The 24,817-nt window shown below is 59.7% G+C and carries 21 protein-coding genes and 1 riboswitch; of the genes, 11 read left to right on the top strand and 10 right to left on the bottom strand.

Annotation, left to right across the window (positions count from 1 at the left end; all coding sequences use genetic code 11):
• Positions 1–1,248, top strand: coding sequence for a bactofilin family protein (locus A9Q02_RS13460; protein ID WP_097653605.1), 1,248 nt, complete (start codon positions 1–3; stop codon positions 1,246–1,248).
• Positions 1,249–1,320: 72 nt separating this feature from the next.
• On the opposite strand, the gene A9Q02_RS13455 is transcribed toward A9Q02_RS13460, so the two are convergent.
• Positions 1,321–4,056 carry an MSCRAMM family protein gene (locus A9Q02_RS13455; protein ID WP_097653604.1) on the bottom strand — a complete coding sequence of 912 codons (2,736 nt, stop codon included), beginning with the start codon at positions 4,054–4,056 and terminating at the stop codon, positions 1,321–1,323.
• 346 nt (positions 4,057–4,402) lie between these two features.
• Positions 4,403–4,545: riboswitch (cobalamin riboswitch) on the top strand.
• Between the two features lie 156 nt (positions 4,546–4,701).
• On the opposite strand from A9Q02_RS13455, the gene A9Q02_RS13450 reads away from it, so the two are divergent.
• The 5 genes from A9Q02_RS13450 (at position 4,702) to A9Q02_RS13430 (ending at position 11,941) form a co-directional block, all read left to right on the top strand.
• Positions 4,702–7,035, top strand: coding sequence for a prenyltransferase/squalene oxidase repeat-containing protein (locus A9Q02_RS13450; protein WP_097653603.1), 2,334 nt, complete (start codon positions 4,702–4,704; stop codon positions 7,033–7,035).
• Between the two features lie 155 nt (positions 7,036–7,190).
• Positions 7,191–8,447: a ribonuclease E domain-containing protein gene (locus tag A9Q02_RS24275; RefSeq protein ID WP_097653602.1), complete on the top strand. Its 1,257-nt coding sequence runs from the start codon at positions 7,191–7,193 to the stop codon at positions 8,445–8,447.
• Position 8,448: 1 nt separating this feature from the next.
• A complete protein-coding gene (locus tag A9Q02_RS13440) occupies positions 8,449–9,273 on the top strand; it encodes an ECF transporter S component (protein WP_097653601.1) in 825 nt (274 codons plus the stop codon).
• The gene (locus A9Q02_RS13435; RefSeq protein ID WP_097653600.1) at positions 9,270–10,301 is read left to right on the top strand and encodes an energy-coupling factor transporter transmembrane component T; all 1,032 of its coding nucleotides are present in this window, start codon (positions 9,270–9,272) and stop codon (positions 10,299–10,301) included. Before A9Q02_RS13440 ends, A9Q02_RS13435 begins: the two co-directional genes overlap by 4 nt.
• Positions 10,298–11,941, top strand: coding sequence for an ABC transporter ATP-binding protein (locus A9Q02_RS13430; RefSeq protein ID WP_097653599.1), 1,644 nt, complete (start codon positions 10,298–10,300; stop codon positions 11,939–11,941). The genes A9Q02_RS13435 and A9Q02_RS13430 overlap by 4 nt, the downstream gene beginning before the upstream one ends.
• Positions 11,942–11,974: 33 nt before the next feature.
• Here the strand turns inward: A9Q02_RS13430 and A9Q02_RS13425 are convergent, their stop codons facing one another.
• The 4 genes from A9Q02_RS13425 to A9Q02_RS13410 form a co-directional block, all read right to left on the bottom strand.
• Positions 11,975–12,358 carry a toxin-antitoxin system TumE family protein gene (locus A9Q02_RS13425; protein ID WP_097653598.1) on the bottom strand — a complete coding sequence of 128 codons (384 nt, stop codon included), beginning with the start codon at positions 12,356–12,358 and terminating at the stop codon, positions 11,975–11,977.
• Entirely contained in the window at positions 12,339–12,647 is a 309-nt protein-coding gene (locus A9Q02_RS13420) for a hypothetical protein (RefSeq protein ID WP_097653597.1), read from the bottom strand. The genes A9Q02_RS13425 and A9Q02_RS13420 overlap by 20 nt, the downstream gene beginning before the upstream one ends.
• 118 nt (positions 12,648–12,765) lie before the next feature.
• Positions 12,766–13,092, bottom strand: coding sequence for a hypothetical protein (locus A9Q02_RS13415; protein ID WP_097653596.1), 327 nt, complete (start codon positions 13,090–13,092; stop codon positions 12,766–12,768).
• Between the two features lie 131 nt (positions 13,093–13,223).
• Positions 13,224–13,580: a hypothetical protein gene (locus A9Q02_RS13410; protein ID WP_141508896.1), complete on the bottom strand. Its 357-nt coding sequence runs from the start codon at positions 13,578–13,580 to the stop codon at positions 13,224–13,226.
• Between the two features lie 250 nt (positions 13,581–13,830).
• Between A9Q02_RS13410 and A9Q02_RS13405 the strand changes: the two genes are divergently transcribed.
• Complete coding sequence (locus A9Q02_RS13405; protein ID WP_097653594.1) at positions 13,831–14,592, top strand: glycosyltransferase family 2 protein; 762 nt, start codon at positions 13,831–13,833, stop codon at positions 14,590–14,592.
• Between the two features lie 101 nt (positions 14,593–14,693).
• Positions 14,694–15,176, top strand: coding sequence for a PspC domain-containing protein (locus tag A9Q02_RS13400; RefSeq protein WP_097653593.1), 483 nt, complete (start codon positions 14,694–14,696; stop codon positions 15,174–15,176).
• 64 nt (positions 15,177–15,240) lie between these two features.
• On the opposite strand, the gene A9Q02_RS13395 is transcribed toward A9Q02_RS13400, so the two are convergent.
• From A9Q02_RS13395 to A9Q02_RS13380, 4 genes are all read right to left on the bottom strand, one after another.
• Positions 15,241–15,903 carry a Crp/Fnr family transcriptional regulator gene (locus tag A9Q02_RS13395; protein WP_097653592.1) on the bottom strand — a complete coding sequence of 221 codons (663 nt, stop codon included), beginning with the start codon at positions 15,901–15,903 and terminating at the stop codon, positions 15,241–15,243.
• Positions 15,904–16,055: 152 nt separating this feature from the next.
• Positions 16,056–17,282 (bottom strand): aminopeptidase, encoded by a 1,227-nt coding sequence (locus tag A9Q02_RS13390; protein WP_216361515.1) that lies wholly within the window; start codon positions 17,280–17,282, stop codon positions 16,056–16,058.
• Positions 17,283–17,292: 10 nt separating this feature from the next.
• Entirely contained in the window at positions 17,293–18,009 is a 717-nt protein-coding gene (locus tag A9Q02_RS13385) for a response regulator (protein WP_097653590.1), read from the bottom strand.
• A gap of 2 nt (positions 18,010–18,011) precedes the next feature.
• Positions 18,012–19,040, bottom strand: coding sequence for a sensor histidine kinase (locus A9Q02_RS13380; protein ID WP_172450960.1), 1,029 nt, complete (start codon positions 19,038–19,040; stop codon positions 18,012–18,014).
• 174 nt (positions 19,041–19,214) lie between these two features.
• Between A9Q02_RS13380 and bchY the strand changes: the two genes are divergently transcribed.
• From bchY to A9Q02_RS13365, 3 genes are all read left to right on the top strand, one after another.
• Positions 19,215–20,528, top strand: a complete 1,314-nt coding sequence (bchY, locus tag A9Q02_RS13375) for a chlorophyllide a reductase subunit Y (RefSeq protein WP_097653589.1) — start codon at positions 19,215–19,217, stop codon at positions 20,526–20,528.
• 3 nt (positions 20,529–20,531) lie between these two features.
• Entirely contained in the window at positions 20,532–22,052 is a 1,521-nt protein-coding gene (locus A9Q02_RS13370) for a nitrogenase component 1 (protein WP_097653588.1), read from the top strand.
• A 278-nt stretch (positions 22,053–22,330) separates the two neighbouring features.
• Positions 22,331–24,184, top strand: a complete 1,854-nt coding sequence (locus A9Q02_RS13365) for an APC family permease (RefSeq protein WP_097653587.1) — start codon at positions 22,331–22,333, stop codon at positions 24,182–24,184.
• A gap of 10 nt (positions 24,185–24,194) precedes the next feature.
• Here the strand turns inward: A9Q02_RS13365 and A9Q02_RS13360 are convergent, their stop codons facing one another.
• Entirely contained in the window at positions 24,195–24,608 is a 414-nt protein-coding gene (locus tag A9Q02_RS13360; RefSeq protein WP_097653586.1) for an NUDIX hydrolase, read from the bottom strand.
• Positions 24,609–24,817: the final 209 nt, after the last annotated feature.

The following is a 24,817-nucleotide window of genomic DNA, read 5'->3' as shown; positions in this document are numbered from 1 at the left end:
ATGCGGACAACGGCAAGGTTCTGGTTGCTCGTGCTCTGCGTCGGTGGGCTGGCCTTGCTGATCAGTCGCCCAGCGCTCGCGGCTGAACTGGCGAATACCGAGGTCTATCGCTTAGAGGCTGGTCAGGTCGTGACCTCTGATTTGATCGTTACCGCAGGTGAGGTCTATATTGATGGAACGGTTGAAGGCGATCTTGTCGCCTTCGCTGGTCTTGTTGAGGTAAATGGGAGGATTGAAGGCGATCTGCTCGCGCTCGCGGGCGAGGTGCGCATCAATGGCGTTGTCGGTGACGATCTGCGCGCCGGTGCCGCCGGGGTGATCATTCATGGTGAGGTCGGTGACCACGTGCTCGCTGCAGCAGGTGGAGGCGATGGCCCCGCAGGTTTTGTCCCACCTATCGGTGGACGAACGGTGCAGCAGGGCTTTGTCGTGGCATCCGATGCTCGGGTTGGGGGCGGCGTGATCGTGGCTGCCGGTGGGGTGCAACTTGAGGGCACTGTCGGCGATGATGTTCTGGTGGCAGCCGGTAGCGCCGTGCTCGCAGGCACGGTAGAGGGCAATGCGCAGTTGAGCGTGGGCGCGTTGGACGTCGCCGACACCGCACGCGTAGCTGGTCAGTTGACGTATACCGCGCCTGAGGAGATCAGCCTCCCTGATCAGGTTGCCGCCACGATCCGCTTTGAACCAGAGGCAACGAGTGCGACGACTGGAGGTGGGTCAAATCTCTTCAGCCAGACACTGCGCTTGCTGTTAGTGCTGCTTGGCTTTACCGGTGCCGCATGGTTGCTGTTGCGTTTTGCGCCCCAGACCCTGGCAACACCTGCGGGAGCCATTATGATGAGCCCTGGCAAAGCCCTGCTCTATGGCCTCGTGGCCGCACTCTTGCTCGTCGTCTTGCCCTTGCTCTCAACCCTGATCGGTGTCATCTTGCTGCTCTTCTGGGGGCCTCTGCCTGCGATCATGTTTGGGTTCTTCTTAACCGGTGCCATCGTGCTTATCTGGACACTCAGCCCACTCGTTACGGGTCTCTGGCTCGGGCAGGCCATCTTCCAGGCGACCGGGCGCTATGCGAGCCGCCTCGCGACGCTGATGCTGGGTGTTGCCGTCATTGTTTTGCTTGGCATGGTGCCGTTCCTGGGATGGTTCGTCTATCTGCTCAGCTTCCTCTTTGCCATTGGCGGTACACTCCTGGCGCGAAATGCGGCCCTGGCACGACGCTCTGAGTCGATGATAGGGGCACCCGGCTAGGGATCTACACGGATGCACGCAAAAACGGCCAGCAAAGCTGGCCGTTTTTGCGTGCGCGCTCCCCTCCAAAAGCTAGGGGACAAGATCCAGTTGCAGATCCTGTTCGACCGTGGTGCCAACCACCACCGTCACGGTTGCGCTGGCGACGACACTCGTGTAACGGCGCACCGTGAGCAACGGCGTTGCTTCGGTGTAGACATCCAGCGTCACTTCCCCAGCCGGCAGACCAGCCAGGTCGTACTGGCCGAAGTTGTCCGTGACCACACTGCCGACGGCGTTGCCGTTGACGCGTGCCACCACCGCAACGCCGGCCAGGCCTTCGCCCGAAGCTATGGCACTAACCCGGCCACTGATCGCGCCACCAGGCTCAAGGGCGATGTCACGCCTGGTTGTGCCCAATGAGCGCGGTACAAGGAAGGAGTCCCCATCAACACTCTGATAGAGACGCGTCGTTGCATTCGGTGAGAGCCGGGTCGTATAGCGGACACGGTATGACCCACTATCAATGGCCGGTGAGCTATATGCACCCGTTGCATCGGTGAGGCTCGCCCCGATGACGCTTCCAGTGAAGTCGTCCTCGAAGATCACGATGACCTGGCTCAGCGGTGCGCCGGTATCAGCGGCAGTCACCGTGCCAATGATCTGATGGCCGCGATTCAACGTGATATCGCGGTTGCTCAGATTTTCGCCTGCGCCAAGCAGAACCGGATCGAGAGCGCTGTTGAAGAACGCCCGCACACTAGCCGCAGGCGCACGACTCGCCAGGAAGCGCACGGTATACTCGCCCGCCTCGAGCCCGCCAATGCGGTAACCGCCGGTTGCATTGGTACGCGCCAGCGCACGGATGATGTTGTTGCCATCCGTGGCTACAACCAAGACACCAGCAAGCCCATCAGCGCCATCGCCGCTGACGGTTCCCGCGATGCTGCCACCGGCAACCAGTTCGGCATCAACATTCGAGACCAGCAGGCCCTCGGTAACGGTCACCGGGTTGCTGGCATAGAGTGCGCCACCGTAACCGAGGGTGGTAGTCACCGAGGCAAAACTGGTCACAAACTGCACACGATAAGCACCAGGGAGCAGCGGCTTGCTGACATAGGTGCCATCGGGATCGGTCTGAGTCACGGTGACAAACGGGAACTCAGCCTCATTGGCCCCAAGGCGGGCCAGGACAACAATGACCCCACCGAGCCCGGCCTGGCTATCGGCAGCCTTGACCGTACCACGGATGGCACCGGTTTGGGTCGAAGCCGGCAGAGCGATAGGCGGAACCTGGCTGATCTCACCCGCCGTCACCGCGACATCGGCCAGCGTTGTTGAGCCAAACGCCCCACTCTTGCGGATGGCGCGCTGATCGAAGCGCAACGTGTACGTCCCTGCCGGGACATTGCTCAAGGTATAGGTACCGGTATCATCGGTGAGTGTCCCGGCAACCGGGTTCTCGTCAGCATCAACCGCAGTCACCCGCACAGCACCCACGGGCGTACCATCGGCAGTCACGGTTCCACGCAAAGCACCCACTGCCGGCACGAGCAGATTGACTTCGGGCGTCAGATTCGGCTCGGTGACCTGCACCGGATCGCTGCTGATCGTGCCAAGCAGCGCCAACGCCGGATCGCCCGTTGCGCCGGGCAACGCTTTGACAGTATAGGTTCCCGTCTCTAAGCCAGTTGCAATGGTATAGACGCCATCAGTAATAGTGCGCGTGACGGTGATGATGTCACCCTGGCTATCCAGTACTTCAACGACAATCCCGGCCAACCCGGTTCCCGTTGCATCACGCACGGTACCGGCGAGACCGCCCGTTCCGGCGAGAACAGGGGTTGCAGGAATTTCAAAGGCACTCACGGGCAGCGTCAACTCAGCCCCGCCTGCCATCCCGGGCATCGTCGCGGGCTGACCATTGATCTGCACAATGAAGGGGGCCACATTCTGCACCGAACTGCTCATCCCGTGGGCCACCATGCTATAGAAGCCCGCCTGGGTCAGCCCACCCGAGCCGAAGGTGAAGCGGATATTGCCCTGGGCATCAGCATTCCCGGTGATCGAGAGAGGCATGACCCCGCCACCTGGCATATTGAGCCAGGTGCGGAACTCTTCGCCGGGCAGGAAGCGTGACCCCTGGAAGACATGGGCCGTCCCAACCGGGCCACGATCCGGCGAAACACCCATGGTAAAGATGCCGCCCGTTGTGCTCTCATCGTCATTGACAAGGACTTCCACTTCAGCCAGGTTCGAGTTACAGGTCTGGTCTGGCGTACAGCGGAAGACCGCAAAAAGGGCAATCCGCGACTGCAGCGGCGCATCACGGCGCACAAAGAAATTGATCCGCCCACGACGTTCTTCACCGGGCGCGATATTCCGCACTTCGACGGTCACGGTGCTGCCATCATGGGCAAGGTAACGATCCCCAGGTGCTGGGCTTACCGACGTAAAGGAAAGCAAGCGCGACTGATAGACCAGTTGCAGGGTGTCGCTTGCAATCATATCAGTAGTGCTCTGGTTACGAAAGCGATACTCAACCGACAGCGTTGAGCCGCGTTGCACCTGGGACAACGGTACGGGGCGAATCGTCACCTGGCGCGCAGGGAAAGGCGGTGGCGGGGGTGGAGGCGGGGGTGGAGGCGGTTCGGGCGGTTGCGGGAGCGCCGCAAAGGGGAGGTAGGCGGTCAAACCACCTGAAGCAAGCGAGCCTTCCTCAGCGGTAGTCGAGGCAACCCCAAAGGCCATCCCGACCATCCCCATCAATAAAGCAACAAAAAGCCATAACCGTAACAAACGAAACACACCATCAGAACGTAACTTCATACTCAAACTCCCAATATAGATGCTTCGACACTGCACATGGGGGGCCCCCCACAACTCCAGTTTCGCTTGACAAGGGCACACACACCGCCCCAGGCAAGCACTCCAGGAATCATTCTACCAGATATAGCCCTTGGGCCGCTTCTACCATGAGGATAGGATTGTTTTTTTGACGCCAAGGCGCAAAGGCGCGAAGGTTTTTCGCGTACCTTCGCGTGAGCTTATTTGCAAGGTATTGGGCCTAGATGGTGAGTAGTGTAAGTTGACGCAGAGGTAATCCGGTGCTATAGTAGCACGGCGTTGCATATGCTTCACAAAAGAGGTGCGACGCGGGACATTTTCCAATTGTATATTCCAGTCAGATAGCGGTTCCTCTGGTTTTATGATCAGGGTGAAAGCCGAAGCCGGTGTGAGTCCGGCACTGTCGCGCAACTGTAATGCCTCCCTCAAAGGATGCAGAGTCAGGTCGAGCGCCGCTATCTTTGCTGACCTTTCCTTCGCGTGCTTTGAGGAAGGCGGACGATTATGACTGACCCGTAGTGCAGCCACCTGGTCCCGCGATCGTGGCCCTGCCGGTAGATCTACAGCGACCGCCCGACATTTTTGTCGTGCGGTCGCTGTTTGTTTGTACCTTGAGGAGTGGAAGCAATGCATCAGGTTCGTTTGTTCGTGCTGGCCTGTGGTCTGGCAGTATGTACGTTGCTTGGTTTTGTTGGCATCGCAGCGGCCCGCGTTCCTGCCGTTGCCCCGGTGGCCGCACCGGCGGCTTTTGCGACACCCCGGACGAGTTATCCCATTCTTGATACGGCCCCGATCACCCGTGCGCTTGTGTATCTGAATGGTGTCCAGCGCAACGATGGCGGTTTTGTTGGCTTTACCCCCGGCCAGAGCGATGATTTCACGAGTGTCCGGGTGGCCTTTGCCCTTGGCGCAGCCCGCCTGCCTGGTGACTATCTGCTCAGCGACGAGGGCAAGAGTGTCCACGATTATTTGACCACCCGCGCCTATAGCTATACGCACGATCTCCAGGGGCGTCCGCTGCCCGGTCGTCTCGGTATGCTGATTATCGCGGCGGTGGCCGGTGACGCGAATCCGATGGCCTACGGGACGGATCCTACCGCGCAGCCGCTCGATCTGGTTGCCGCGCTGACGGCAACCTACCAGCCTGCGACGGGCGCGTATAGCAGTACCGCATCGCTCGGTTTTTCCAGTGGTGCCGCCGGCCCACTGAATCAGGCCTATGCGCTGCTTGGTCTGGCGGCAGCACAGCAAGCTTTGCCTTCAGAGCAAGCGCTGACCTATCTTCTTGATCTGCAAGATACCGATGGCAGCTGGGGCTTTGGGTTTGGGGGCGATGTTGATACGACCGCGTTGATTGTTCAGGCGCTGCTTGCCAATGGCGTTGCCCCGACCGCGCCGGTGATCCAGGATGCGCTCGGCTTTCTCGCCGCGAGCCAGATCGATGATGGGAGCTGGGGCTTCGATGGGTCGCCGAATGCCGACTCGACGGCTGCCGTGATCCAGGCCGCCGCCGCTGCCGGGTTCTTCCCGGTGACCTTGAGTTGGCAAGCCGTCAACGGCAATCCGCAGACGGCGCTGCTGGCCCTGCAACAGGCTGATGGCGGTTTTGGCAATGCCCTTGGCACCGCCAATGCGATCCCTGGGCTGGCCGAGGCGCCACTGCCGATCTTTGGGAGCCGCCAGCGGGCCGAACGTGCGCTCGCCTGGCTGCAAACAACGCAGACGAGCAGTGGCGGATGGGCTGCGTTTGGCACAACGCCCGACGTCGGGGCGACGCTCGATGTCATCTTGGCCGTTAGCGCGGCAGGCTTTGCACCCGACAGTGTGAACCAGCCCGGTGGGGCGTCGGCGCTCGCCTTCTTGCGCAATCAGGTCTTGACCTATACCCGTGTGATCACGACCGCTGGCGATGTCAGCACCAATCTCTTCCCGGCAGCGACGGGCAAGGCGCTCCTTGGCATCGTTGCGGCGGGCGAAGATCCAACCGCCTTTGCCGCTAGTCCTGGGGGAACGCTCAATCTTGTCACCGATCTTCAGGCAACCCTCCAACCGACTGGCGCCTATAGTACCACCGCTGTGCGTGGCTTTAGCAGCGGGGCGGCGACTCCGCTCAGTCAGGCCTTTGCGATCCTGGGCCTGCGTGCCGCAGGTGAAGCGATTCCCGACGAGGCGCTTGATTTCCTGCGCCAGCGCCAGAATGCCGAAGATGGCTCGTGGGGCAGTGTTGATACGACGGGCCTGGTGATGCAGGCGCTCATTGCCGCCGGGGTCGCACCAGACGATCCGGCGATTGCCGCGGCGGTCGCCTTCCTGCGTACCCAGCAGGATGCGCTTGGTGGCTGGAGTAATCCCAACTCGACGGCCTACGCTATTCAGGGCCTGATCGCTGCGGGCGAAGATCTGCGCAGCAACTGGCGCAAAGCTGGACGCAGCCCCTTCGACGCGCTCGGTCTCTATCAGAAGCCCGATGGCCCGCTGACCTACACCTGGGAAGAGGGTTCGTTCTTTACGCCTGGGACGGCGAACGCCTTTGCGACCTGGCAGGCGGTGCCCGCGCTGCTCGCCCGCAGCTATCCGCTGCCGGCGGGAACCGATCTAACGCAGTATGTCCCGGTTCTGCGCGGCCCCAATCCCGATCGCCTGGTCGTGCGACCAACCACGGGGCGCTGGGGCAACAGCATTGCCGTCAGCCTCCCCTTTGGCGGTGATCTCAATGGTGACGCTACTGCTGAACTCGAATGGCGTGCCGCCGGGGCAAGTGAATGGCTCACAGCGACGCTGACGCGGGCACCTGGCGTCTTTACCGCGACCCTGCCCGTAACCATGCCGCGAACCTACGAACTACGCACGATTGTGAACGACAGCGATGGCGTGCAGGCAGGCAATGCCGTAAGCACAACCCTGACGACAGTGACAACGGTTGAGCCGTTCCGAACGTATCTTCCGCTTGTGTTGCGGTGACGGGTTACCATTCACGCCCGTCCGCCCCTTCCCCAGCCCTCCCCTGCTGGGGGAGGGAGCCGGACGCCTCCCCCAAGCGGGGGGAGGTTAGGAGGGGGGCGGAAACGCGAAAGACGGTAACGTAACATTCCGCGTGTGGAAGGCCAGAAAAAACGATGCGCTACCTGTTCAAACTCACTGCCTCTATTTTTATGTTAAGCTGTCTTGCCTTGTTGAGCGGGCTTGTGCCTGCCATTCCGGCGAGTCTGGCGGCCCCGGTTGCGCAGAACCCGGCGCAGGCGGGGCTCGTCGTGCAGTTTGGCGATGGCAGCGTACGCACCGCATGCGTTGACCTTGGCGCGGCGGGGCAGATGACGGGGGAACAGGCTTTGCGCCAGTCAGGGCTGACCACCATTGTGGCCTTTGATCCCGGTCAGGGATCGGCCGTCTGCAAGATCGAACAGGTAGGCTGCAATTATCCCGCCGAGGGCTGTTTCTGTCAGTGTACGCTTGCCCCAGGCCAGCAGTGTCGTTACTGGGCCTACTATCAATGGAATAACAATCGCTGGGTCTTTTCACAGGGGGGCTCGAGTTCACGCATCCTGCAGGATGGCGATGTTGACGGCTGGTCGTGGGGGCCAGGCGGCATTGGCCTTGGCGTAGAACCGCCTGCCGTGCCTTTCGAGGAGATCTGTGTGCCACCGGCGACCGCAACGCCCACGGCGACCGCGACACCCACGGCGACTGCGACACCCACGGCGACTGCAACGCCAACCGCGACCAGCGCCGCGACGGCCACGCCTCAGCCAACCGATGCGCCTGCTGCGCCACCGCCGCCCACCGATGCGCCGGTGATCATGCCCGTGGCAACCAGTACGCCGCAACCCTCGCCAACAACCGTGACCGCAACGGCGCTGCCTGCCACGGCCACTACGCAAGCCACGGCAACGGCGGTGCCGCCAACAGCGACGCTAGCGCCACCAACGCCAACTGTCGCAAGCACGGCAACGCCCGCGTCTGGTCTCCCTGAAGTTCCCTCCATTGCACCCCCAACGCCAGTGAGCGAGGCAGCAGTGATCTCGACGCAGCCCGATCCTGCCTACGAAACGACGCCCGAAGAGACGCCCGATCAGACGATGGCCCTGATCGCCCTGATAACTCCTTCGCCCGCTCCGGTCTGGCTGCCGATGGTGCAACAGGCAGGGGCTGAACCGACAGTGGTGCGACCGACCGTCACGTTCCAGGAACCGACGATCATCCCGGTGGCAACGGCAACCCCGACCGCCACGCCTGAGCCGTCGCCAACGGCGGTGCCCACACCGACACCAGCGCCAACCAATCAGCGCCAGGGCCTGACCTGGTTTCTGGTGATGAGTGTCGCCCTTGCCGGGGCCCTCGTTGCGGCACGTTCACGCCGTGAGCAGGGGACGTGATATGCGTGACCGGTTGATGAGCGGGATGATCATCGGATTCACGACGGTGATCGGGATCATTGCCTTTCTCTATCCGTTCTGGTTGCCGACGATGGCGACGAGTGGAGGCGGGGTGGCGCACGCTGGGACAGCCCCAGTGATCCTGACGACCCTGGTGGGCCTGAGCTTTCTGGCGCTGTTGTTGGAGGCGCAGCGCGCTGCCGAGCATGCGTTGCTTGTGGCGTTGCTCGGGGTGCTCGTGGCGATGAATGCGATCCTGCGCTTTATTGATGTTGCGTTACCGTTGCCCGGCGGCTTTTCACCGATCTTCGTCCTGATCATCCTCACCGGCTATCTCTTTGGTGGCTCGTTTGGCTTTTTGATGGGCACAATGACGCTGCTCGTTTCGGCGCTGATTACCGGCGGCGTTGGTCCGTGGCTGCCCTTTCAGATGCTGACGGCAGGTTGGGTCGGTCTGACGGCACCGCTTTGTCGGGGGCCAATCCAGTTGCTCGGAGGCGTCGGGCGCTACCGCGAGGTGCTGGTGCTCGCCGTCTTTGGGGCGATCTGGGGGTTTGGGTATGGGGCGATCATGAACCTCTGGTTTTGGCCTTTTGCGAGCGGCCCGGTGGAACAATATTGGCAGGCAGGCATCGGCTTGATCGAGACGGTGCGCCGCTATCTGACCTTCTACCTTGCGACGTCGCTGCTCTGGGATATCGCAGGGAGTCTCGGCAATGGTCTGCTTATTGCCGCGTTTGGTGGGCCAATTCTGCGCGTCTTGCGCCGGTTCCAGCGCCGCTTTGCGTTTGTGTTGCGGCAAGCACCGCTGAGCGAGGGACTGTGACGCCGCGCTCGCTGCTGCTGGTGCATCCGGTCACCTGGACGATCTGGCTGGGTACGACGCTGTTGACGGTGTCGCTTACGCGGAATCCGCTCTATTTGCTGCTCCTGCTCTTCGGGCTCACCCTCGTGGCCGAAACCGAACGCCCGACGGGGCGCGCGACGCCGCTTGATCCGATCTTCTTTGCGGTGATCGCGGTTTCGTTTGGCGCGCTCTTCAATGCCGCAACGATCCGCTATGGCGATACGGTGCTGGTGGCGCTGCCGGCGTCGTGGTGGCTGATCGGTGGCCCGATCACGCTCGAAGCCGTCGTTTTTGGCATGATCAACGGGTTGGTGCTCAGTGCGCTGGTGGCCGGATTTGGCGCGTTTGGCACCGCGATGCCAATCAGCGCCCTGATCAGCCTCGTGCCCCGCGCCTTTTATCCGCTGGCCGTCGTGATGAGCGTCGCCGTCACCTATGTCCCGCTGACGATCCGGCTCGCCGGGCAAGTCCGTGAAGCCCAGCAACTCCGGGGGCATCAGGTGCGGGTTTGGCGCGACGGGCTGCCACTGCTGCTGCCCTTGCTGATTGGGGGACTCGAACGAGCCTTGCAGCTCGCCGAAGCGATGGCGGCGCGCGGCTTCGCCGCCGATCCGCCCTCCAATCAGGTCAGAATGATGCTCGTCGGCGGGCTGGCCGCCCTCTTTGCCGGGCTGCTTTTGCAGTTCGCCTGGGGGCAAGTCGTGGCGGCAAGTCTGACCATGCTCATCGGCACTGGCCTGATCCTCTGGGCGCTGCGTGAGTCGGGCCAGCAAGCCCCGCGCACGCGCTATCGCCTCTATCGCCGGGGCATCCGTGATATGATAGTGTTGCTTGGGGCCGGCCTGACCCTGATCGCCGTGCTGGCACCATGGCCGGGGCGGGCGAGTCTCGCCTACACGCCCTATCCGATGTTGCAATTGCCAATCTTCGAGCCACTGCTCGCCCTCGCCCTGATGGGCCTGCTGATGCCTGTGGCGGTACGCCTGGGCGACCGTTATCTACCATGATTGAGTTTGCGCAGCTATCCTATCGCTACCCTGACCAGCCGCAGGTCTGTCTCGACCAAGTGAGCCTGACGCTGCCTGCCGGGAGCTTTACGCTGGTGATTGGCCCATCGGGCAGCGGCAAATCAACGCTGCTCCGCTGTCTGAACGGGCTCGTGCCTCACTTCAGTGGCGGCGAGGTTGCGGGCAGCGTGCGGATCGCCGCTTATGATCCCATTGCCCTCGGGCCACGGGTAATGAGTCGCCATGTCGGCATGGTCTTTCAAAGCCCCGAGGCGCAATTTGTGCTGGAGCGGGTCGAAGACGAGATCGCCTTTGCGCTAGAACATGCGGCCGTGCCACGCGAGCAACTGCGCATCAGGGTCGAAGAGGTGCTTGACCTGCTCGATCTCGCGCCGCTACGCGACCGGTTGCTGACGACGCTCTCGGGGGGCGAACGTCAGCGCGTGGCAATTGCCGCAACACTCGCCTTGCAACCAGAGGTGCTGGTGCTCGATGAGCCAACGAGCCAACTTGACCCGCAATCGGCGGACGACGTCTTGCAAGCGCTGGTGCGGCTCAATCACGACCTGGGGCTGACGATCGTGCTCGCCGAGCATCGCTCCGAGCGGGTCTTGCCGATCGTCGATCTCGTTGTAGCGCTTGATCGGGCCGGGCGCGTAGTCAGCGGCCCCCCGCGTGAAATTCTGGCGACCAGTCCGCTCTGCCCGCCGCTGGTCACCGTAGCGCGTGCCGCCGGGTGGCAGCCGCTGCCCCTGAGCGTCAAAGAGGCACGTCCCTTTGCCACGAGGCAAGGGTTGGCCCAACAGGATGCAATAGCTGTGGGGAAGACCGGGGAGGCGGGGCGGGCCAGTGCAACAGGCCCCACCAGACCACCGCGTCCCTACCTAGAAATACGTGGCCTCGAAGCAGGCTACGGCAACACACCGGTCTTGCGCAACCTGGATCTGACCATTGCGGCGGGCGAAATCACCCTGCTCATGGGGCGCAACGGCATCGGCAAAAGCACCCTGCTCAAATGCATGATCGGCCTCTTGCGGCCACGGCGAGGCGAGATCCGCATTGCAGGGCGTTCCATTGCCGGGCGCGATGTTGCCGCGATCAGCCGCGAGCTTGCCTGCCTGCCCCAGGAACCAGACAGCATGCTCTTCGCCGACACCGTCGCCGACGAACTGCGCACCACCCTGCGCAACCACCGCCTGCCGGTGAACGAAGCGCTCATTGACGAACTGCTTGCGCAACTGGGGCTAAGCGAACGGCGCGAGCGCTACCCACGCGACCTGAGCATCGGCGAACGGCAGCGGGTCGCCCTGGGAGCGATCAGCATCACGCGACCGGGAGGGTTGCTGCTTGACGAACCAACGCGGGGGCTCGACTACGAAGCCAAAGCCATGCTCGGCGGCCTCTTGCGCCAATGGAGTCGGGAAGGCAGCGCGATCATCGTCGTCTCACACGATGTCGAATTTGTCGCCGAAATTGCCGACCGCGTGCTGATTCTCGGACAAGGCGGCCTGATTGCCGACGGCCCCCCGTGGAACGTGCTCGGCAACTCACCGCTCTTCGCCCCGCAGATCGCCCGCATCTTCCCCGGCCGCGGCTGGCTCACCGCCAGCAACGCCTTGCAAGGGTTGCAACAGAAATAACGCTGAAAACAATATTAAAAAACGTTAAATTCATCATACTGGATCTATAGCGGCCACAATCTCGTGCAACACCTCTGCTAAGCTTGGTGACACTCCCTCAATAATGCCTTCAGGAGTATGTTTGTGCTCGCGTGTTCCGAGATGAGGTCGGTGCAACGCATTGTCATAGCGAAATCGCAATTGCTGGGCTTCGTCCTGATAATGATAGCTATACATCACGCGCTGTACATTCGACCCAGAAACACTTAAGTACTCGCGCAAAAACAACACTGAGCCATCCTGGAAGGTGATTGAGCCAGAGAGATAGCCCTGTCCACCAGGGCGGGTTTCCATATTGATCTGAGCATGCAACACAAGGCGAGTCGCGGCATATGGTTCAAGTATGGTTGTTATCTGATCATAATATGCCTGAATCACGGTACGTGACACCTCGCAATTGGTTGATTTTCATATGCAAATCTTGTACTAAAGCATATTCACCGGCCCACTGAATATACTCATCATCACCACCGGAAAGATCTTCGGCTGTCATAGAACTCATAAAGCGTTCGGATGAAACCCCATGCTTCTCCTCAAATGGAATCAAGCGCTGTTTAGCCAGGGTAAGAGCTAGTTCAAGGTGAGCAATTTCGCGCTTGATAGCTGCATCAACCAGGGAACGCACCTGAGTCGCATCATCACTTGTCTCCAGATAAATTGTTGTCATAAAGATTACCTTATGTATCTACAAGTTCTCATATTGCCATATTTATTCCAGTTCTCATGTACACGGCGCTTCAAGCAAGGGAGTGGTGGGAGAGCTGCGCCCTCCCACCGAATGTAGGTTAGGCAACGACCTCAAGGGGGCCGTGATCATCGCAATGGTCGCCGTGAACGTGGTGCAGGCGCCCGTCGACGAGATAGTCGAAATGGTCGCCGTGGGGCACGAGCGGATGCCCACAGCCGACATGACCACATGCGCACGCAATGGGGGCGCAGCCATCGGGATTGGTTGCACTCACCGCAATCACATGCTCATCGTAATGGCCCGCGTGGGTATGATGCAGATGCCCATCGTGCAGATAATCAACATGCCCCTCGTGGCGTACCCGTACATGGCCGCAATGCTCGCTATGCACATGCGGATGGTTCTCGTGTTGCGTACAACTCATTGCGTTATCTCCTCATACCATGCCTGAAAACCGTGCTGGTTTCAGCGTACCGACTGATAGGTCTATGGTACCGTATCCTGATGCGCTGACAAGCCCTTGTAGATGAGATATCATCGCAGGAAAGCGACGTTTTATTTGGTGCGAACACGGCGCTTGAGATCAAGCGACGGCTGGCGAAAACCGAGCACATCAAGCGTGCCACGCGGATAGCTCTTGATAAACCGGGTGAGGCCATTGGGATTGCGTCGCCAGAAGAGCGAGATCAGCATCGCGGTGACGAGTAACGCAATGAAGACACCCATATTGATATCAAAGCCAACAACCGAAGCTACGGCCAGGTACGCAAAGGCAAGCAGCATCAGCAAGGCCTGCAGCGCTGGCAATAACAACAGACGCTCGCCTATCTGGCGATACGCATACAGAAACGCCACCAGATACCAGACCTCAAAGAGGATCACACCAATGATCAGATACGTCCAGACACCCACATTCATTCCTCCTCATCTATATCTATCGAGGCGTGTCGGCTTTAGCCGGCTAATGGTCTTCAAGAACTTAATCCGGTAGTGCCGACTTCAGTCGGCGTCCGGCTTAGCCGACTGAAGTCAGCACTACCATAGACACGCGCGCCAAGAACGCACCTACCCACCTTCTGAGACTTCATGATAACATATCGTAGCGAGTACCTATGCTATAATCGCCGCGTGGCAAAAGCCCGCGAGTTTTAAGGATAGCAGCATGACCGAGCGGCCCAGCATTACGGCTTTCTTTCCGGCTTTCAACGATGCAGGCACCATTGGTAGCATGGTGATCAGTGCCATCGAAACGTTAGAGGATCTGACTGACGATTACGAAGTAATTGTGGTCGAGAATGGCAGCACCGATTATACCGTACAGGTACTCGAGTCACTCGCTGCCCACTACCCCCGTCTGCGGGTCTTTACCCATCGTCAACCGCTCGGCTATGGCGGGGCCTTGCGGGTCGGCTTTGCCAGTGCCACCAAGGATTTGATCTTTTACACCGACGGTGATGCCCAGTATGACCCCCGTGAGCTACGCCTACTGCTTGCCGCCATGCATGACGGGGTTGATATTGTCAATGGCTGGAAAATCGATCGTTCTGACCCCTTGCACCGCAAGATCATCGGGCGCGTCTACCATCATACGGTCAAGGTGCTCTTTGGCTTCAAGTTACGCGATGTTGACTGTGACTTCCGGCTGATCCGGCGTGACGTCTTTGATGTAGTCGAACTTGAGTCGGACAGTGGCACCATTTGTCTAGAGTTGGTCAAAAAGTTACAGGATGCCGGGTACCGCTTTGCCGAGGTACCGGTGCATCACTATCACCGCACCTATGGGCAGAGCCAGTTCTTCAACTTTCCGCGGCTCTGGCGTACCGGCGTGCAATTGATCCAACTCTGGGGCAAGCTGGTTGTGCGGCGTCAGCATATGAAACAGATCGCCGCCCGTCGCCGCAAACTTGGTCTGCCTCAGCCGTAAAGGTTGGCGCAAAGGCGCGAAGCGCCACTTGTTGCAACTATTCCCCGCTGCGCACCGTCTCATTGACAAGTGAACGGAAGGTAGTGACGGAAGGAACAACAATGAATACGACAACCCGCTTGATGCGCAGTCGCAATGATCGGATGATCGCTGGCGTAGCCGCCGGGATCGCCCGTTATCTCACCATAGATCCAGCCATTGTCCGCTTGATTTTTGTCTTGCTGGCGCTTAGTGGGCCGGCGATCCTGCTCTACCCTTTGCTCTGGCTGATTATGCCACAAGAGCCAGCCGAGGGCGCGGGAGTGAGCCAGGTCTTTGTAGCCACAGGCAAGACGCAGCGGCTGCGTGTTGATGCGATGACGGGGGAGACCGGTGGGCCTGAACAAGAAGTGCCGATCAACAACGTCGGCGGCGGCAGGCCACACCATGAGAGTCAGCCAGCGACCCAGGGCAACCGGATGCTCGGCTACGTGTTGCTGGGGCTAGGGATCTTTATCATTTTACAGATTATCTGGCCCGGCTTCACCTGGATTGTGTTTCCGGCGTCACTGGTAGCAGTGGGAATCTATTTGCTACGCAAGTAGAGGTGGTGCATAGATCGCAGCAGGCCAGCTTTGCTGGCCTGCTGCGATCTATGGGGAACGTCGGTTAACTTTGCGAGAGCTCGCGGAGGCGTGAAAGATTGAGCAGGGTAATCCCCGAACGATCAATATCGAGCAGGTGGGCATCGCGAAACTGGTTAATCACTTTGGTGACGGTTTCGCGATAGGCGTTGATCATCTCGGCGAGTTGCTGATGGGTACGGCGTGGCACGCGCTGGCGTGGCTGGTTGGATTCAGGTTGGTCGCCTGACATCTCAAGCAAGACTGACGCGAGCCGAGCGGGCACCGATTTGAAGGCCACTTCATCAATTCGGCGGCTAACCGCCAGCCGATGTTGCCCGAGCATATCAATCAACGCACTCGCCAGACCGGGAGTTGTTGCCACAGCTTCGCGGAGCGTGGTGGACTGCACCGCAACGACACGTACAGGCAAGAGCGCCTGCGCATACGTATCATACGCGCCGCTACCTTCGAGCGCACTATGCCCAAAAAACTGACCTGGCTCAACCACTTTAAGCGTCAAGACCCGGCCTTCATTGGACAATAACTGCAGGCTCACCTGCCCGCTCTGCACAAAGTAGAGCGCGTGAGCGGGTTGGCCTGGTGTATACACATAACTGTGGCGCCTGAAGCCCTGGACGTTTCCCAGACGCTCAACAGTGGTCTGCAGCACGTGCTGCACAGGGGCGTTACCCATCAAGGCGTCCATAGGCTCTTCTCCACCATATCGTGAACGTATGCGTTGCTCTAGGTATTGTATCACAGACACCAGGATTTTGGGGCCTTCAGCCCGCAGGCACCATAGCTTTGCGCACGAAAAAGCCAGCGATGCTGGCTTTTTCGTGCGCAAAGCTACAACACCTAGACGGCAAACGCCCACTCACCCGCACGCATCACCGGCTCGGTACTGCCATCGGCATTGAGGCCATCAATGTCAAGCTCGGCTGAGCCAAGCATGAAGTCGACGTGGACAATGCTGAGGTTGCCCCCGGCAGCAGCAAAGGCTTCATCAGTGAGGTCGGAACCGCCCTCGATACAGAAGCGATAGCCATTGCCAAAAGCGAGGTGGCTGGCGGCATTTTCATCAAAGAGGGTATTGGCAAAGAGCAGACCCGTACGGGCAACCGGCGAACTGACAGGCACCAGAGCGACTTCACCCAGGCGGGCGGAACCTTCATCAGTTGCCACCAGACGACGCAGGGTCTCTTCGCCAACGGATGCACTGAGATCAGTCACGCGGCCTTGGGCGAAACGCAGCGTGAAATCGTCAATCAGATTGCCGCCATAATTGAGAGGCCGCGAGGAACGCAACACACCTTCGACGCGCTGGGCGTGGGGCAACGAAAAGATCTCGTCGGTCGGCAAATTCGGCACAAAAGCCTGGCCACGTTCACTGACCGAGCCACCGCCGGCCCAGAGATGCCCATCGGCCAACCCGACCGTCAGGTCGGTTCCAGGGCCACGGTAGACAAGCGCCTGATAGCGACGCTCATTCATATAGGCACTGCGCGCATCAAGTTCCTGCACATGGCGCTGCCAGGCCACAACGGGGTCAGGTGCATCAAGGCGACACGCGGTAGCAATCGCCTGCCAAAGCTGCTCCATCTGCTGATCAGGGGGAAGATCGGGGCAGACCTGCGCCGCCCAACCGGGCGTCGGAAACGCAATCACCGTCCAGGCCGACGCATTGCGTTGGACGAGTTCACTGACTGGTTTCGAGGCGCGTGCATTGGCCCGCATCATCGTGCTGATCACTTCGGGATCCTGGCCGGCGAGCAGCGTCGGGGTCGCGGCATGGATGGAGAGCAAAGCATCCCCGGCTTCGAGATAGCCCAGCATCGCCTGGGGCAGCCAGGTCGGTACTTCGTCAAAGGAATTGCGCGGGGCTTCCTGGGCGCGCACCAGCATCAACTGCTCATCGCCCCAGATTACATCAACGAGTCGCGCCCCGGACTGATAGGCACTACGAGCGACGGCGCGTACCAGCGCCACCGTCTGGAGATCGCCACGAATAATCAGGCGCTGCCCAGCCTGAAGGTTGAGACCAACACGAACAATCACATCAGCGTATTTGTCCAGATCTTGCATTATGCTCATCTTATTCAGCGGGAGCGGGTTCATCTTCTGCATTATAGCCCATTTTGATCCAGCCCCGCTTGATCGCATAGATCACGGCCATCGTACGGTCATTGACCTGAAGCTTCGAAAGAATGGACGTAATATGATTCTTGACCGTCTGACTGCTGATATTCAATTCACTGGCAATCTCTTTATTAGAAAGACCGCGAGCGATACAATCAAGAATCTCGATTTCACGACTCGTCAGCGGGGCAAAGAGCGCACTTGTCTGTTCATCTTCGCTGCTAGCGAGTTCACGGAACTGATGCAACACCCTACTAGCGACAACGGGCCTGGCGAGCACCACATCATTGATCAAATATTTACCGAGGGCGACTTCACGGATATAGAGGCGCAGCTTTTCGGGATGCACATCTTTGGACGAATAGGCTGAAGCGCCCACCTTAATCGCCTGGAAGAGTTGGTCATCGTCTTCATAGACACTCAGCACGATAATGCCCATGCGTGGCGCACGGCGTTTGATCACGCGGGCAACTTCGAGGCCATTGAGCCCGGGCAAATTAATATCAACCAGCACCACATCAGGATGCAACAACTCTGTCAACTTCAAGGCTTCTTGCCCATTTTCAGCCTCACCAACGACCTCGATATCCGCGGCGTCCGAGAGACTCCAGCGAATGCCCTGGCGAAAGAGGGGATGGTCATCAATAATCAGCACACGAATCGGATTTAACATAGCTATTTCACCATTGGCAAACTGACCGTCACCTCAGTACCATGCCCAGGGCGCGTCGTGACGACAAAATGGGCACCGATCAACTCAGCGCGTTCACGCATGCTGGTCAGGCCCCAACTTTCACGACCGGCACGGCGGATCACTTCACGGGGGTCAAAGCCCGGGCCTTCGTCACGAATACTCAACAGCAGGTTGCCCTGATGCAGATGCAAATGCACCGCAATCGGGGCACCCGGCGCGTGTTTCCTGGCATTTTGGAGGGCTTCTTGGACGAGGCGATAGAGCACAATTTCGATTTCAGCAGGGAGGCGGGGCAGAGGATCGATGTCAACCTTCACCGACGCATTGACGATCTCGTGGTAACGGCGGATATATTCGAGCAAGGCCCCACGCAAACCGTGTTCATCAAGTTTGGCCGGGCGTAACTCGGCAATAAAGCTGCGTACCTCACGCAGCCCTTCACGCGCATTCTCGCCCAGTTGATCAAGGACAACCCCGAGTTCAGCGAACCGCTGGCTCGCCAAGAGCGTCTGGCAACGTTCGACGCCCATCAACCCATTGGCAAGCACCTGCGCCGGGCCATCGTGGACTTCACGGGCCAAACGCTGACGTTCCTCTTCGCGCCCCATGATCACCTGCGCCCGTAGCGCCTGCGCCCATGGATCTGCCGGTTCACCCTCACTACTCCCACTCAGCGTCGCACTGCTCATCTCGATTTGGCGGATCAGCTGATCAAGTTGACGGAGGGTATGGCGCAGGGTAGCATGTTCACTACTGAGCGCTTCATAGTCTTTGCGCACCTGCTGCTCGCGCTGGGTGAAGCCGGGCGGGACTGGTTGACCGCGTTCAACAAGAAAACGCCCCTGCATCACCAGTTCATCAAGCTGGCGCTCGGCCGCACGCAACTCAGCCTCAAGCTGGGTCAAACGCTGGTGGGCCGACTGATGTAAGGTTCGCAAATGGGCAATTTGATCAGTAATGAGCGCCTGCGCAGCTTCAAGGAGCGCTGACGGTGCTGAGCTCACAACCATTTCTCCCTTGCAACAATGCTTGACGCTAGTATAGCACGGCGTTGCATGCCCCGGCAAGCAGCGGTGATACAGCTTCCCGGAAGCTTTGTGAAAAAAGCTGCACATAAAGCAAGCAAGTGACGTTATAATGGCGAGGAACAGTCTGTTCGTGAACGAAACAAAGGTTACTGCTTCATGGCTGAAATAATACCGTTGACTCCTGCCGGTGATGAGAAACCGCAGGAGCCATTCAAAGAAGGGACGTGCAAACTTCATCCGCAGACGATGTGCCCTGCGTTTGGTGCTTTGCGGGTGCTCTCGCGGATCGAGGGTGCGCAACCAGCGATGATTACCGATACCGGATGTCTCTATGGGTTGACCTTTGTGACCCATTTTTATGCGTCGCGCAAGAGCATTATTGCCCCCGCCCTCGGTACCGCCGAGCTTTCGGGTGGCCTGGTGCAGGAGGCTGCGCTTGCCGCGATCACGGAGGCCGCCAAAGAGCAGAATGTCTCGGTTATTCCGGTGCTTTCGCTCTGTGTCGCCGAGACTGCGGGGCTCGCCGAGGAGTTGCTGCCGACCGAGATTGATGGCAAGCCGGTCGTGCTCGTGCGGGTGCCAGCCTATGCGATCCATTCCCATCCCGAGGCCAAGGATATTGCGCTGGCGGCGGTGATGCGCCGGTTTCTCGATCCGAGTGCCGAGACCGAGCCGGGGACATTGGCCTTGCTTGGCGAAGTCTTTCCCGCTGACCCGCTGCTGATCGATGGCGTGCTGCGCAAGATGGGCGGGCGTTTGATGACAACCCTGCCGGGGCGTCACGTTGATGAGTTGAAACTAGCTGGACGCGCTGCTGCCGTGGCCGCCGTCCATCCTTTCTACCGTGAAACCGTGAGCCTGATGCGTGAACGAGGGGTCGGCGTCGTCTCGGGAGCCCCGGTCGGGGCCGAAGGGAGTGTCGCCTGGCTGCGAGCCGTTGGCGCAGCGCTCGACCTCGATGAAGATCTCGTCGAACGGGTGGCCGAGGAAGAGGTTGCCGTAATCAAGGGTTTCCTCGCCAGCCAACCGCTGAAAGGCGCGACGATTATGCTCTCAGGGTACGAGGGCAACGAGATGCTCTATGCCCGTCTGCTGGTGGAGGGGGGGGCCCACGTGCCCTACATCAGTACCAGCATTGGCCCGAGCATGCTGACCGCCGCCGATGAAGCCTGGCTCAAAGCCCGTGGTACCGAGGCCATTGTCTATCGCAAGGCGATCGAGGACGATAAGGCGGCGATGGAGCACTGGACGTTTGACCTTGTCATTGGGACGACCACGCTCGCCGCGCATGCCAAAGAACTTGCGATTCCGTCGGTCTACTATACCAATATCCTGAGTGTTCGCCCCCTCTTCCTTGCCGCCGGAGTGATGGGCTCGCTCACCTTTGTGCGTGATTTAATGAATCGCCAGCCGCTCTACCAGCGCATGGTCGATTTCTTTGCCCCGCCTGCTTCTGAGGAGGAAGCATAGCATATGACTATTCAGTTGATCAGAGATATTTCTGATTCGTCGTCCTACTGGGGCGCTTCCTGGGTCTTTGGCTGTTTTCCTGATATCCATATTGTCTGCGATGCCCCCATCGGTTGCTACAACCTGCTCGGCATGGCCGTCACTGACTATACCGATGCGCTGCCCCATATGGATAATCTGACGCCCACCTCGATCCGCGAAGAAGATGTGATCAATGGTACCGCAAAGGCCCTGATCCGAACGATTGATGACCTTCGCACGATTGGCAGTCTCGAAGGGAAACGCTTGGTCGTGGTCTCGACCGCCGAGAGCGAGATGATCAGCGCAGATCACGGGCGTCTGGTGGCGCAGATCGATCCCGAAGCCCGTTTTTTCTGGAGCCAGTCGCTCGAGCAGGATGAGTGGACCGGGCGGGATCGGGCGTTGCTCTTTGCCTGGGAGGAATATGGGCGGCCTTTTGTCGCCCCTGAGTCGCCGCCGCGTTCGCCCAAGCTCGTCAATATTCTTGGCCCATCGCTGGGATGCTTCAATGCGCCCGCCGACTTGCACGAAGTGCGTCGGCTCATCACCGGCATTGGCGGCGAGATCAATCTGGTCTATCCGTATGAGGGAAGCATCGCGGCGACGCCACACCTAGCTGACGCAGCGGTGAACGTCGTGCTCTACCGCGAGTTTGGCGAACCGCTGGCGCAGGCACTCGAGCGACCCTACCTTTTTGCGCCCTTTGGCGTCTTTGGCACCACCGCTTTCCTGCGCGAACTCGGTGCCCTCATCGGCACGCCAACCGCCGAAGTAGAAGCCTTCATCGAACGCGAAAAGCGTACCACTCTCCAGCCTGTCTGGGATCTCTGGCGAGGCCCACAGAGCGACTGGTTTGCGACGGTGGACTGTGCGATTGTGGGCGGGCGGAGTTATGTCGAAGGGTTGCGGCAACTGCTTGGCGAAGAACTCGGCATGAAAATCGCGTGGAGTTCGGGACGTCCGCGGCGCGACGACGAACCCGACAATATCGAGATCCGCAAACGGCTGCACACCAAAGCACCTGCGTTTGTCTTTGGCAGCATCAACGAAAAGATCTACCTGGCCGAAGCGAATGCGCGGGCAACCCACTATATTCCCTCCACCTTCCCGGGGCCAGTCGTGCGGCGCACCACCGGCACGCCCTTTATGGGCTATGCTGGTGCCGCCAACATCATGCAAGAACTCGTCAACCGTTTTTACGACATGGTCTTCAACTTCTTGCCGGTCGAGACGATCAAGCCGCCGAGCGGTCCAGGCGGGCCACCGCAAGGACCACCGCCCGGGCCACCGCCAACCAACGCAGACAAGGAGGCGGCCAGCCGCACCATGCCGTGGAGCACAGAGGCCACCGAGCGGCTCAACGCAGCCATTGAACAGGTGCCCTTCCTGGCCCGCATCAGCGCGAGCCGGTCACTGCGCCAAGCCGCCGAAAGCATGGCCCGCACCCGTGGGCTCACTGAGGTTTCACTGCCGATCATCGAAGAAGCGATCCGCCAGGGGTAACGATCACGCCTTGTGGGACGGGGCGCGGTGCGATTGCATCATACGAAACTGGCGGGCACCCGCAAGGACGGGCACCCGCAAGGACGGGCACCCGCAAGGACGGGCACCCGCAAGGACGGGCACCCGCAAGGGGTGCCCCTACTTGTGGGGCGCGGCGGCTTTGCCGCCGCGCCCCACAAGAATTAAACCTCTACCTTAGATCATTGAATCACAACAGGTCTGGTGCTACGATCAAGGTCGCAGATTGTGCGATCTTGACGCACTGGAGCGCAGAACTTATGTCTTCGTCATTCAAACGGCTGTTACTAGGCAAGCCGATTCCAACTGAGTCAGAGAACCGCGACCAGTTGCGGAAACATACCGCCCTCGCAGTCTTTTCGTCAGATGCCCTCTCGTCGGTCGCCTATGCCACCGAAGCAATCCTGGCCGTCTTGATCATCGCCGGCACGTTTACCCTCGGGCTTTCCCTCCCGATCAGCCTGGCCATCACGGCGTTACTGGTCATCGTTGGCATTTCATACCGCCAGACGATCCACGCCTATCCGGGTGGGGGTGGGGCCTATATTGTGGCCCGTGAAAACCTCGGGGTTGTGCCAGGGCTTGTGGCGGCGGGGGCACTGCTCGTTGACTATGTGCTGACGGTAGCGGTGAGCATCTCGGCCGGGGTGGCGGCGATCACCTCGCTTGCCGGAGCCCTCGGGTATCCAGGGCTGCGCGAGTATGGAGTGGGGCTAGCGCTCATTTTCATTGCGACGATCACCTTGCTCAACCTACGCGGCATTCGCGATAAAGGGTTGCTCTTTGCGCTGCCCACCTATATTTTTGTGCTCAGCATTTTAGGCATGATCGCGTATGCCTTGATCCGCTATTTCATCGTTGGAGCGCCCGATCTTCCGCCACCGGCCAGCATCGAGCCGCCGGTCAACGCCGAATTGATCAGTGCCTGGCTGATTCTGCGGGCGTTTGCGGCAGGCTGTACAGCCTTGACCGGGATCGAAGCGATTAGCGATAACGTCCAGGATTTCAAACCACCGGCAGCACGCAATGCCGCCACGACCCTGACGGTGATGATCGTGCTGTTGGTGACGATGTTTCTTGGGATCACCTATCTGGCGAACCTCTACGGGGTGACGCCAAATAGTGTCACGAATGAGACGGTGCTTTCGCAACTGGCCCGGGGCGTCTTTGGGATCGGCCCGATCTACGTCCTGCTCCAGGTTGCGACGGCGTTGATCCTGGTACTTGCGGCGAATACAGGGTATGCCGATTTTCCACGGCTGGCCTTCTTCCTGGCGCGTGATCGCTTTTTGCCCCGCCAGCTTGCCAACCGCGGTGAGCGCCTGGTCTTTTCCAATGGCATTCTGGTGCTTGGCATTGCGGCCGCGGTGCTCGTTGTGCTCTTCCAAGCGAATCCCATTGCGCTGCTGCCCCTTTATACGCTCGGTGTTTTTACCTCATTTACCCTTTCACAACTCGGGATGGTGCGCCGCAATCTGCGTACGCAGACCAACGGCAGCGAGCGAGCGGCATTGATCAGTGGGATCGGGGCGTTGCTCAGCGGTGTAGTGCTGGTGATGCTGGCGCTCACCAAGTTTATCCACGGGGCATGGATTGTGATCATCGTGATTCCAATCCTAGTTTTGGGCTTTCAGGTGATCGCCCGTCATTATACCCGCGTGGCCGAACAACTCTCGCTGACCACGGCTGTCCGTCCGCAACCGATTCGCCGCCTGACGGCGGTCGTCCTCGTCAGTGGGGTTCACAAAGGGATGCTGCCGGCACTAGAACTGGGGCGGGCGCTTGCCCCAGACAATGTAACCGCTGTTTATGTCAACCTTGAGCCAGACCAGGGCATGCGGATCAGATCCCGCTGGGAGGAATGGGGTTGCGATGTGCCGCTCGTCGTACTCGACTCGCCTTATCGTTCGCTGGTGACCCCAGTGCTCAAATATGTGCAGGAGATCGAGGGACGTTATCGTGATGACCAGGTCATGGTGATTTTGCCTGAGTTTATTCCATCACGCTGGTGGGAACATTTGCTGCATAATCAGACGGGATTGTTGTTGCGTGCGGCGCTGATGTTTCGGGCCGGCAAGACGGTGATCAGCGTGCCGTACAAACTCGAACGGTGATGGCTTGATCTTATGGATTGAGCAGGGTCATTGCGGCTTGCAGCACAGCCCGTATCCGTGGGCGGCCAATGCGTTTGAGGGCGCGTGAGACCTCGAACCAGCGGACCGCTTCGATCCCTTCCTGTTTGCCAGGGCGAAGATTGCCGGTTGGCTGTACAATAAGATAATAGGCAACGACTTTGCGCCGACGCCGACCAGCTTTGACAACGCGATAAAAGGCCTGTGACACTGGTTCACCAACCTCACCACGCAGCCCAGTCTCTTCGTACAATTCACGGCAAAGCGCGTCGTCATCGCTTTCACCTGGCATGACCCGGCCTTTCGGAAGTGTCCACATGCCACCACGCTTTTTGATGAGCAAGACTTCAATGTGCCCGGTGGACGTGCCACGCAAGGCCACGGCACCTACCGCACGAATAGACATAGGTCCGGCCTTTCAATGTATATCTTTTCAGTATACCAAGTTGGATCAAGTCTGTTTGCCAGGCTCAAGGCCTGGAGTGGGGTGTGGAGCGGCTGCGCCGCTCCACGAGATGTTTTGGTTCGTGTTGGCGGCTTCGCCGCCAACACGAACCAAAAACGGGAGTTTGGGGCGCAACCCCAACGCCGTTGCCTCAGCCCTGAGGCCTGGGG

Origin of the sequence: Candidatus Chloroploca asiatica (genome assembly GCF_002532075.1) — a bacterium.
Lineage (GTDB): Bacteria > Chloroflexota > Chloroflexia > Chloroflexales > Chloroflexaceae > Chloroploca > Chloroploca asiatica.
The sequence above is the reverse complement of the archived record's forward strand: the minus strand, read 5'-3'. Positions and strand labels throughout refer to the sequence as shown.

What these genes read in the sequence shown, in the direction of transcription:
- A9Q02_RS13420 (WP_097653597.1), bottom strand. Translation starts at nt 12,647, where the DNA reads ATGACAACAATTTATCTGGAGACAAGTGATGATGCGACTCAGGTGCGT.
- A9Q02_RS13385 (WP_097653590.1), bottom strand. Translation starts at nt 18,009, where the DNA reads ATGTTAAATCCGATTCGTGTGCTGATTATTGATGACCATCCCCTCTTT.
- A9Q02_RS13440 (WP_097653601.1), top strand. Translation starts at nt 8,449, where the DNA reads ATGCGTGACCGGTTGATGAGCGGGATGATCATCGGATTCACGACGGTG.
- A9Q02_RS13415 (WP_097653596.1), bottom strand. Translation starts at nt 13,092, where the DNA reads ATGAGTTGTACGCAACACGAGAACCATCCGCATGTGCATAGCGAGCAT.
- bchY (WP_097653589.1), top strand. Translation starts at nt 19,215, where the DNA reads ATGGCTGAAATAATACCGTTGACTCCTGCCGGTGATGAGAAACCGCAG.
- A9Q02_RS13390 (WP_216361515.1), bottom strand. Translation starts at nt 17,282, where the DNA reads ATGCAAGATCTGGACAAATACGCTGATGTGATTGTTCGTGTTGGTCTC.
- A9Q02_RS13360 (WP_097653586.1), bottom strand. Translation starts at nt 24,608, where the DNA reads ATGTCTATTCGTGCGGTAGGTGCCGTGGCCTTGCGTGGCACGTCCACC.
- A9Q02_RS13405 (WP_097653594.1), top strand. Translation starts at nt 13,831, where the DNA reads ATGACCGAGCGGCCCAGCATTACGGCTTTCTTTCCGGCTTTCAACGAT.
- A9Q02_RS13400 (WP_097653593.1), top strand. Translation starts at nt 14,694, where the DNA reads ATGAATACGACAACCCGCTTGATGCGCAGTCGCAATGATCGGATGATC.
- A9Q02_RS13370 (WP_097653588.1), top strand. Translation starts at nt 20,532, where the DNA reads ATGACTATTCAGTTGATCAGAGATATTTCTGATTCGTCGTCCTACTGG.
- A9Q02_RS13380 (WP_172450960.1), bottom strand. Translation starts at nt 19,040, where the DNA reads ATGGTTGTGAGCTCAGCACCGTCAGCGCTCCTTGAAGCTGCGCAGGCG.
- A9Q02_RS13430 (WP_097653599.1), top strand. Translation starts at nt 10,298, where the DNA reads ATGATTGAGTTTGCGCAGCTATCCTATCGCTACCCTGACCAGCCGCAG.
- A9Q02_RS24275 (WP_097653602.1), top strand. Translation starts at nt 7,191, where the DNA reads ATGCGCTACCTGTTCAAACTCACTGCCTCTATTTTTATGTTAAGCTGT.
- A9Q02_RS13460 (WP_097653605.1), top strand. Translation starts at nt 1, where the DNA reads ATGCGGACAACGGCAAGGTTCTGGTTGCTCGTGCTCTGCGTCGGTGGG.
- A9Q02_RS13450 (WP_097653603.1), top strand. Translation starts at nt 4,702, where the DNA reads ATGCATCAGGTTCGTTTGTTCGTGCTGGCCTGTGGTCTGGCAGTATGT.
- A9Q02_RS13455 (WP_097653604.1), bottom strand. Translation starts at nt 4,056, where the DNA reads ATGAAGTTACGTTCTGATGGTGTGTTTCGTTTGTTACGGTTATGGCTT.
- A9Q02_RS13395 (WP_097653592.1), bottom strand. Translation starts at nt 15,903, where the DNA reads ATGGACGCCTTGATGGGTAACGCCCCTGTGCAGCACGTGCTGCAGACC.
- A9Q02_RS13365 (WP_097653587.1), top strand. Translation starts at nt 22,331, where the DNA reads ATGTCTTCGTCATTCAAACGGCTGTTACTAGGCAAGCCGATTCCAACT.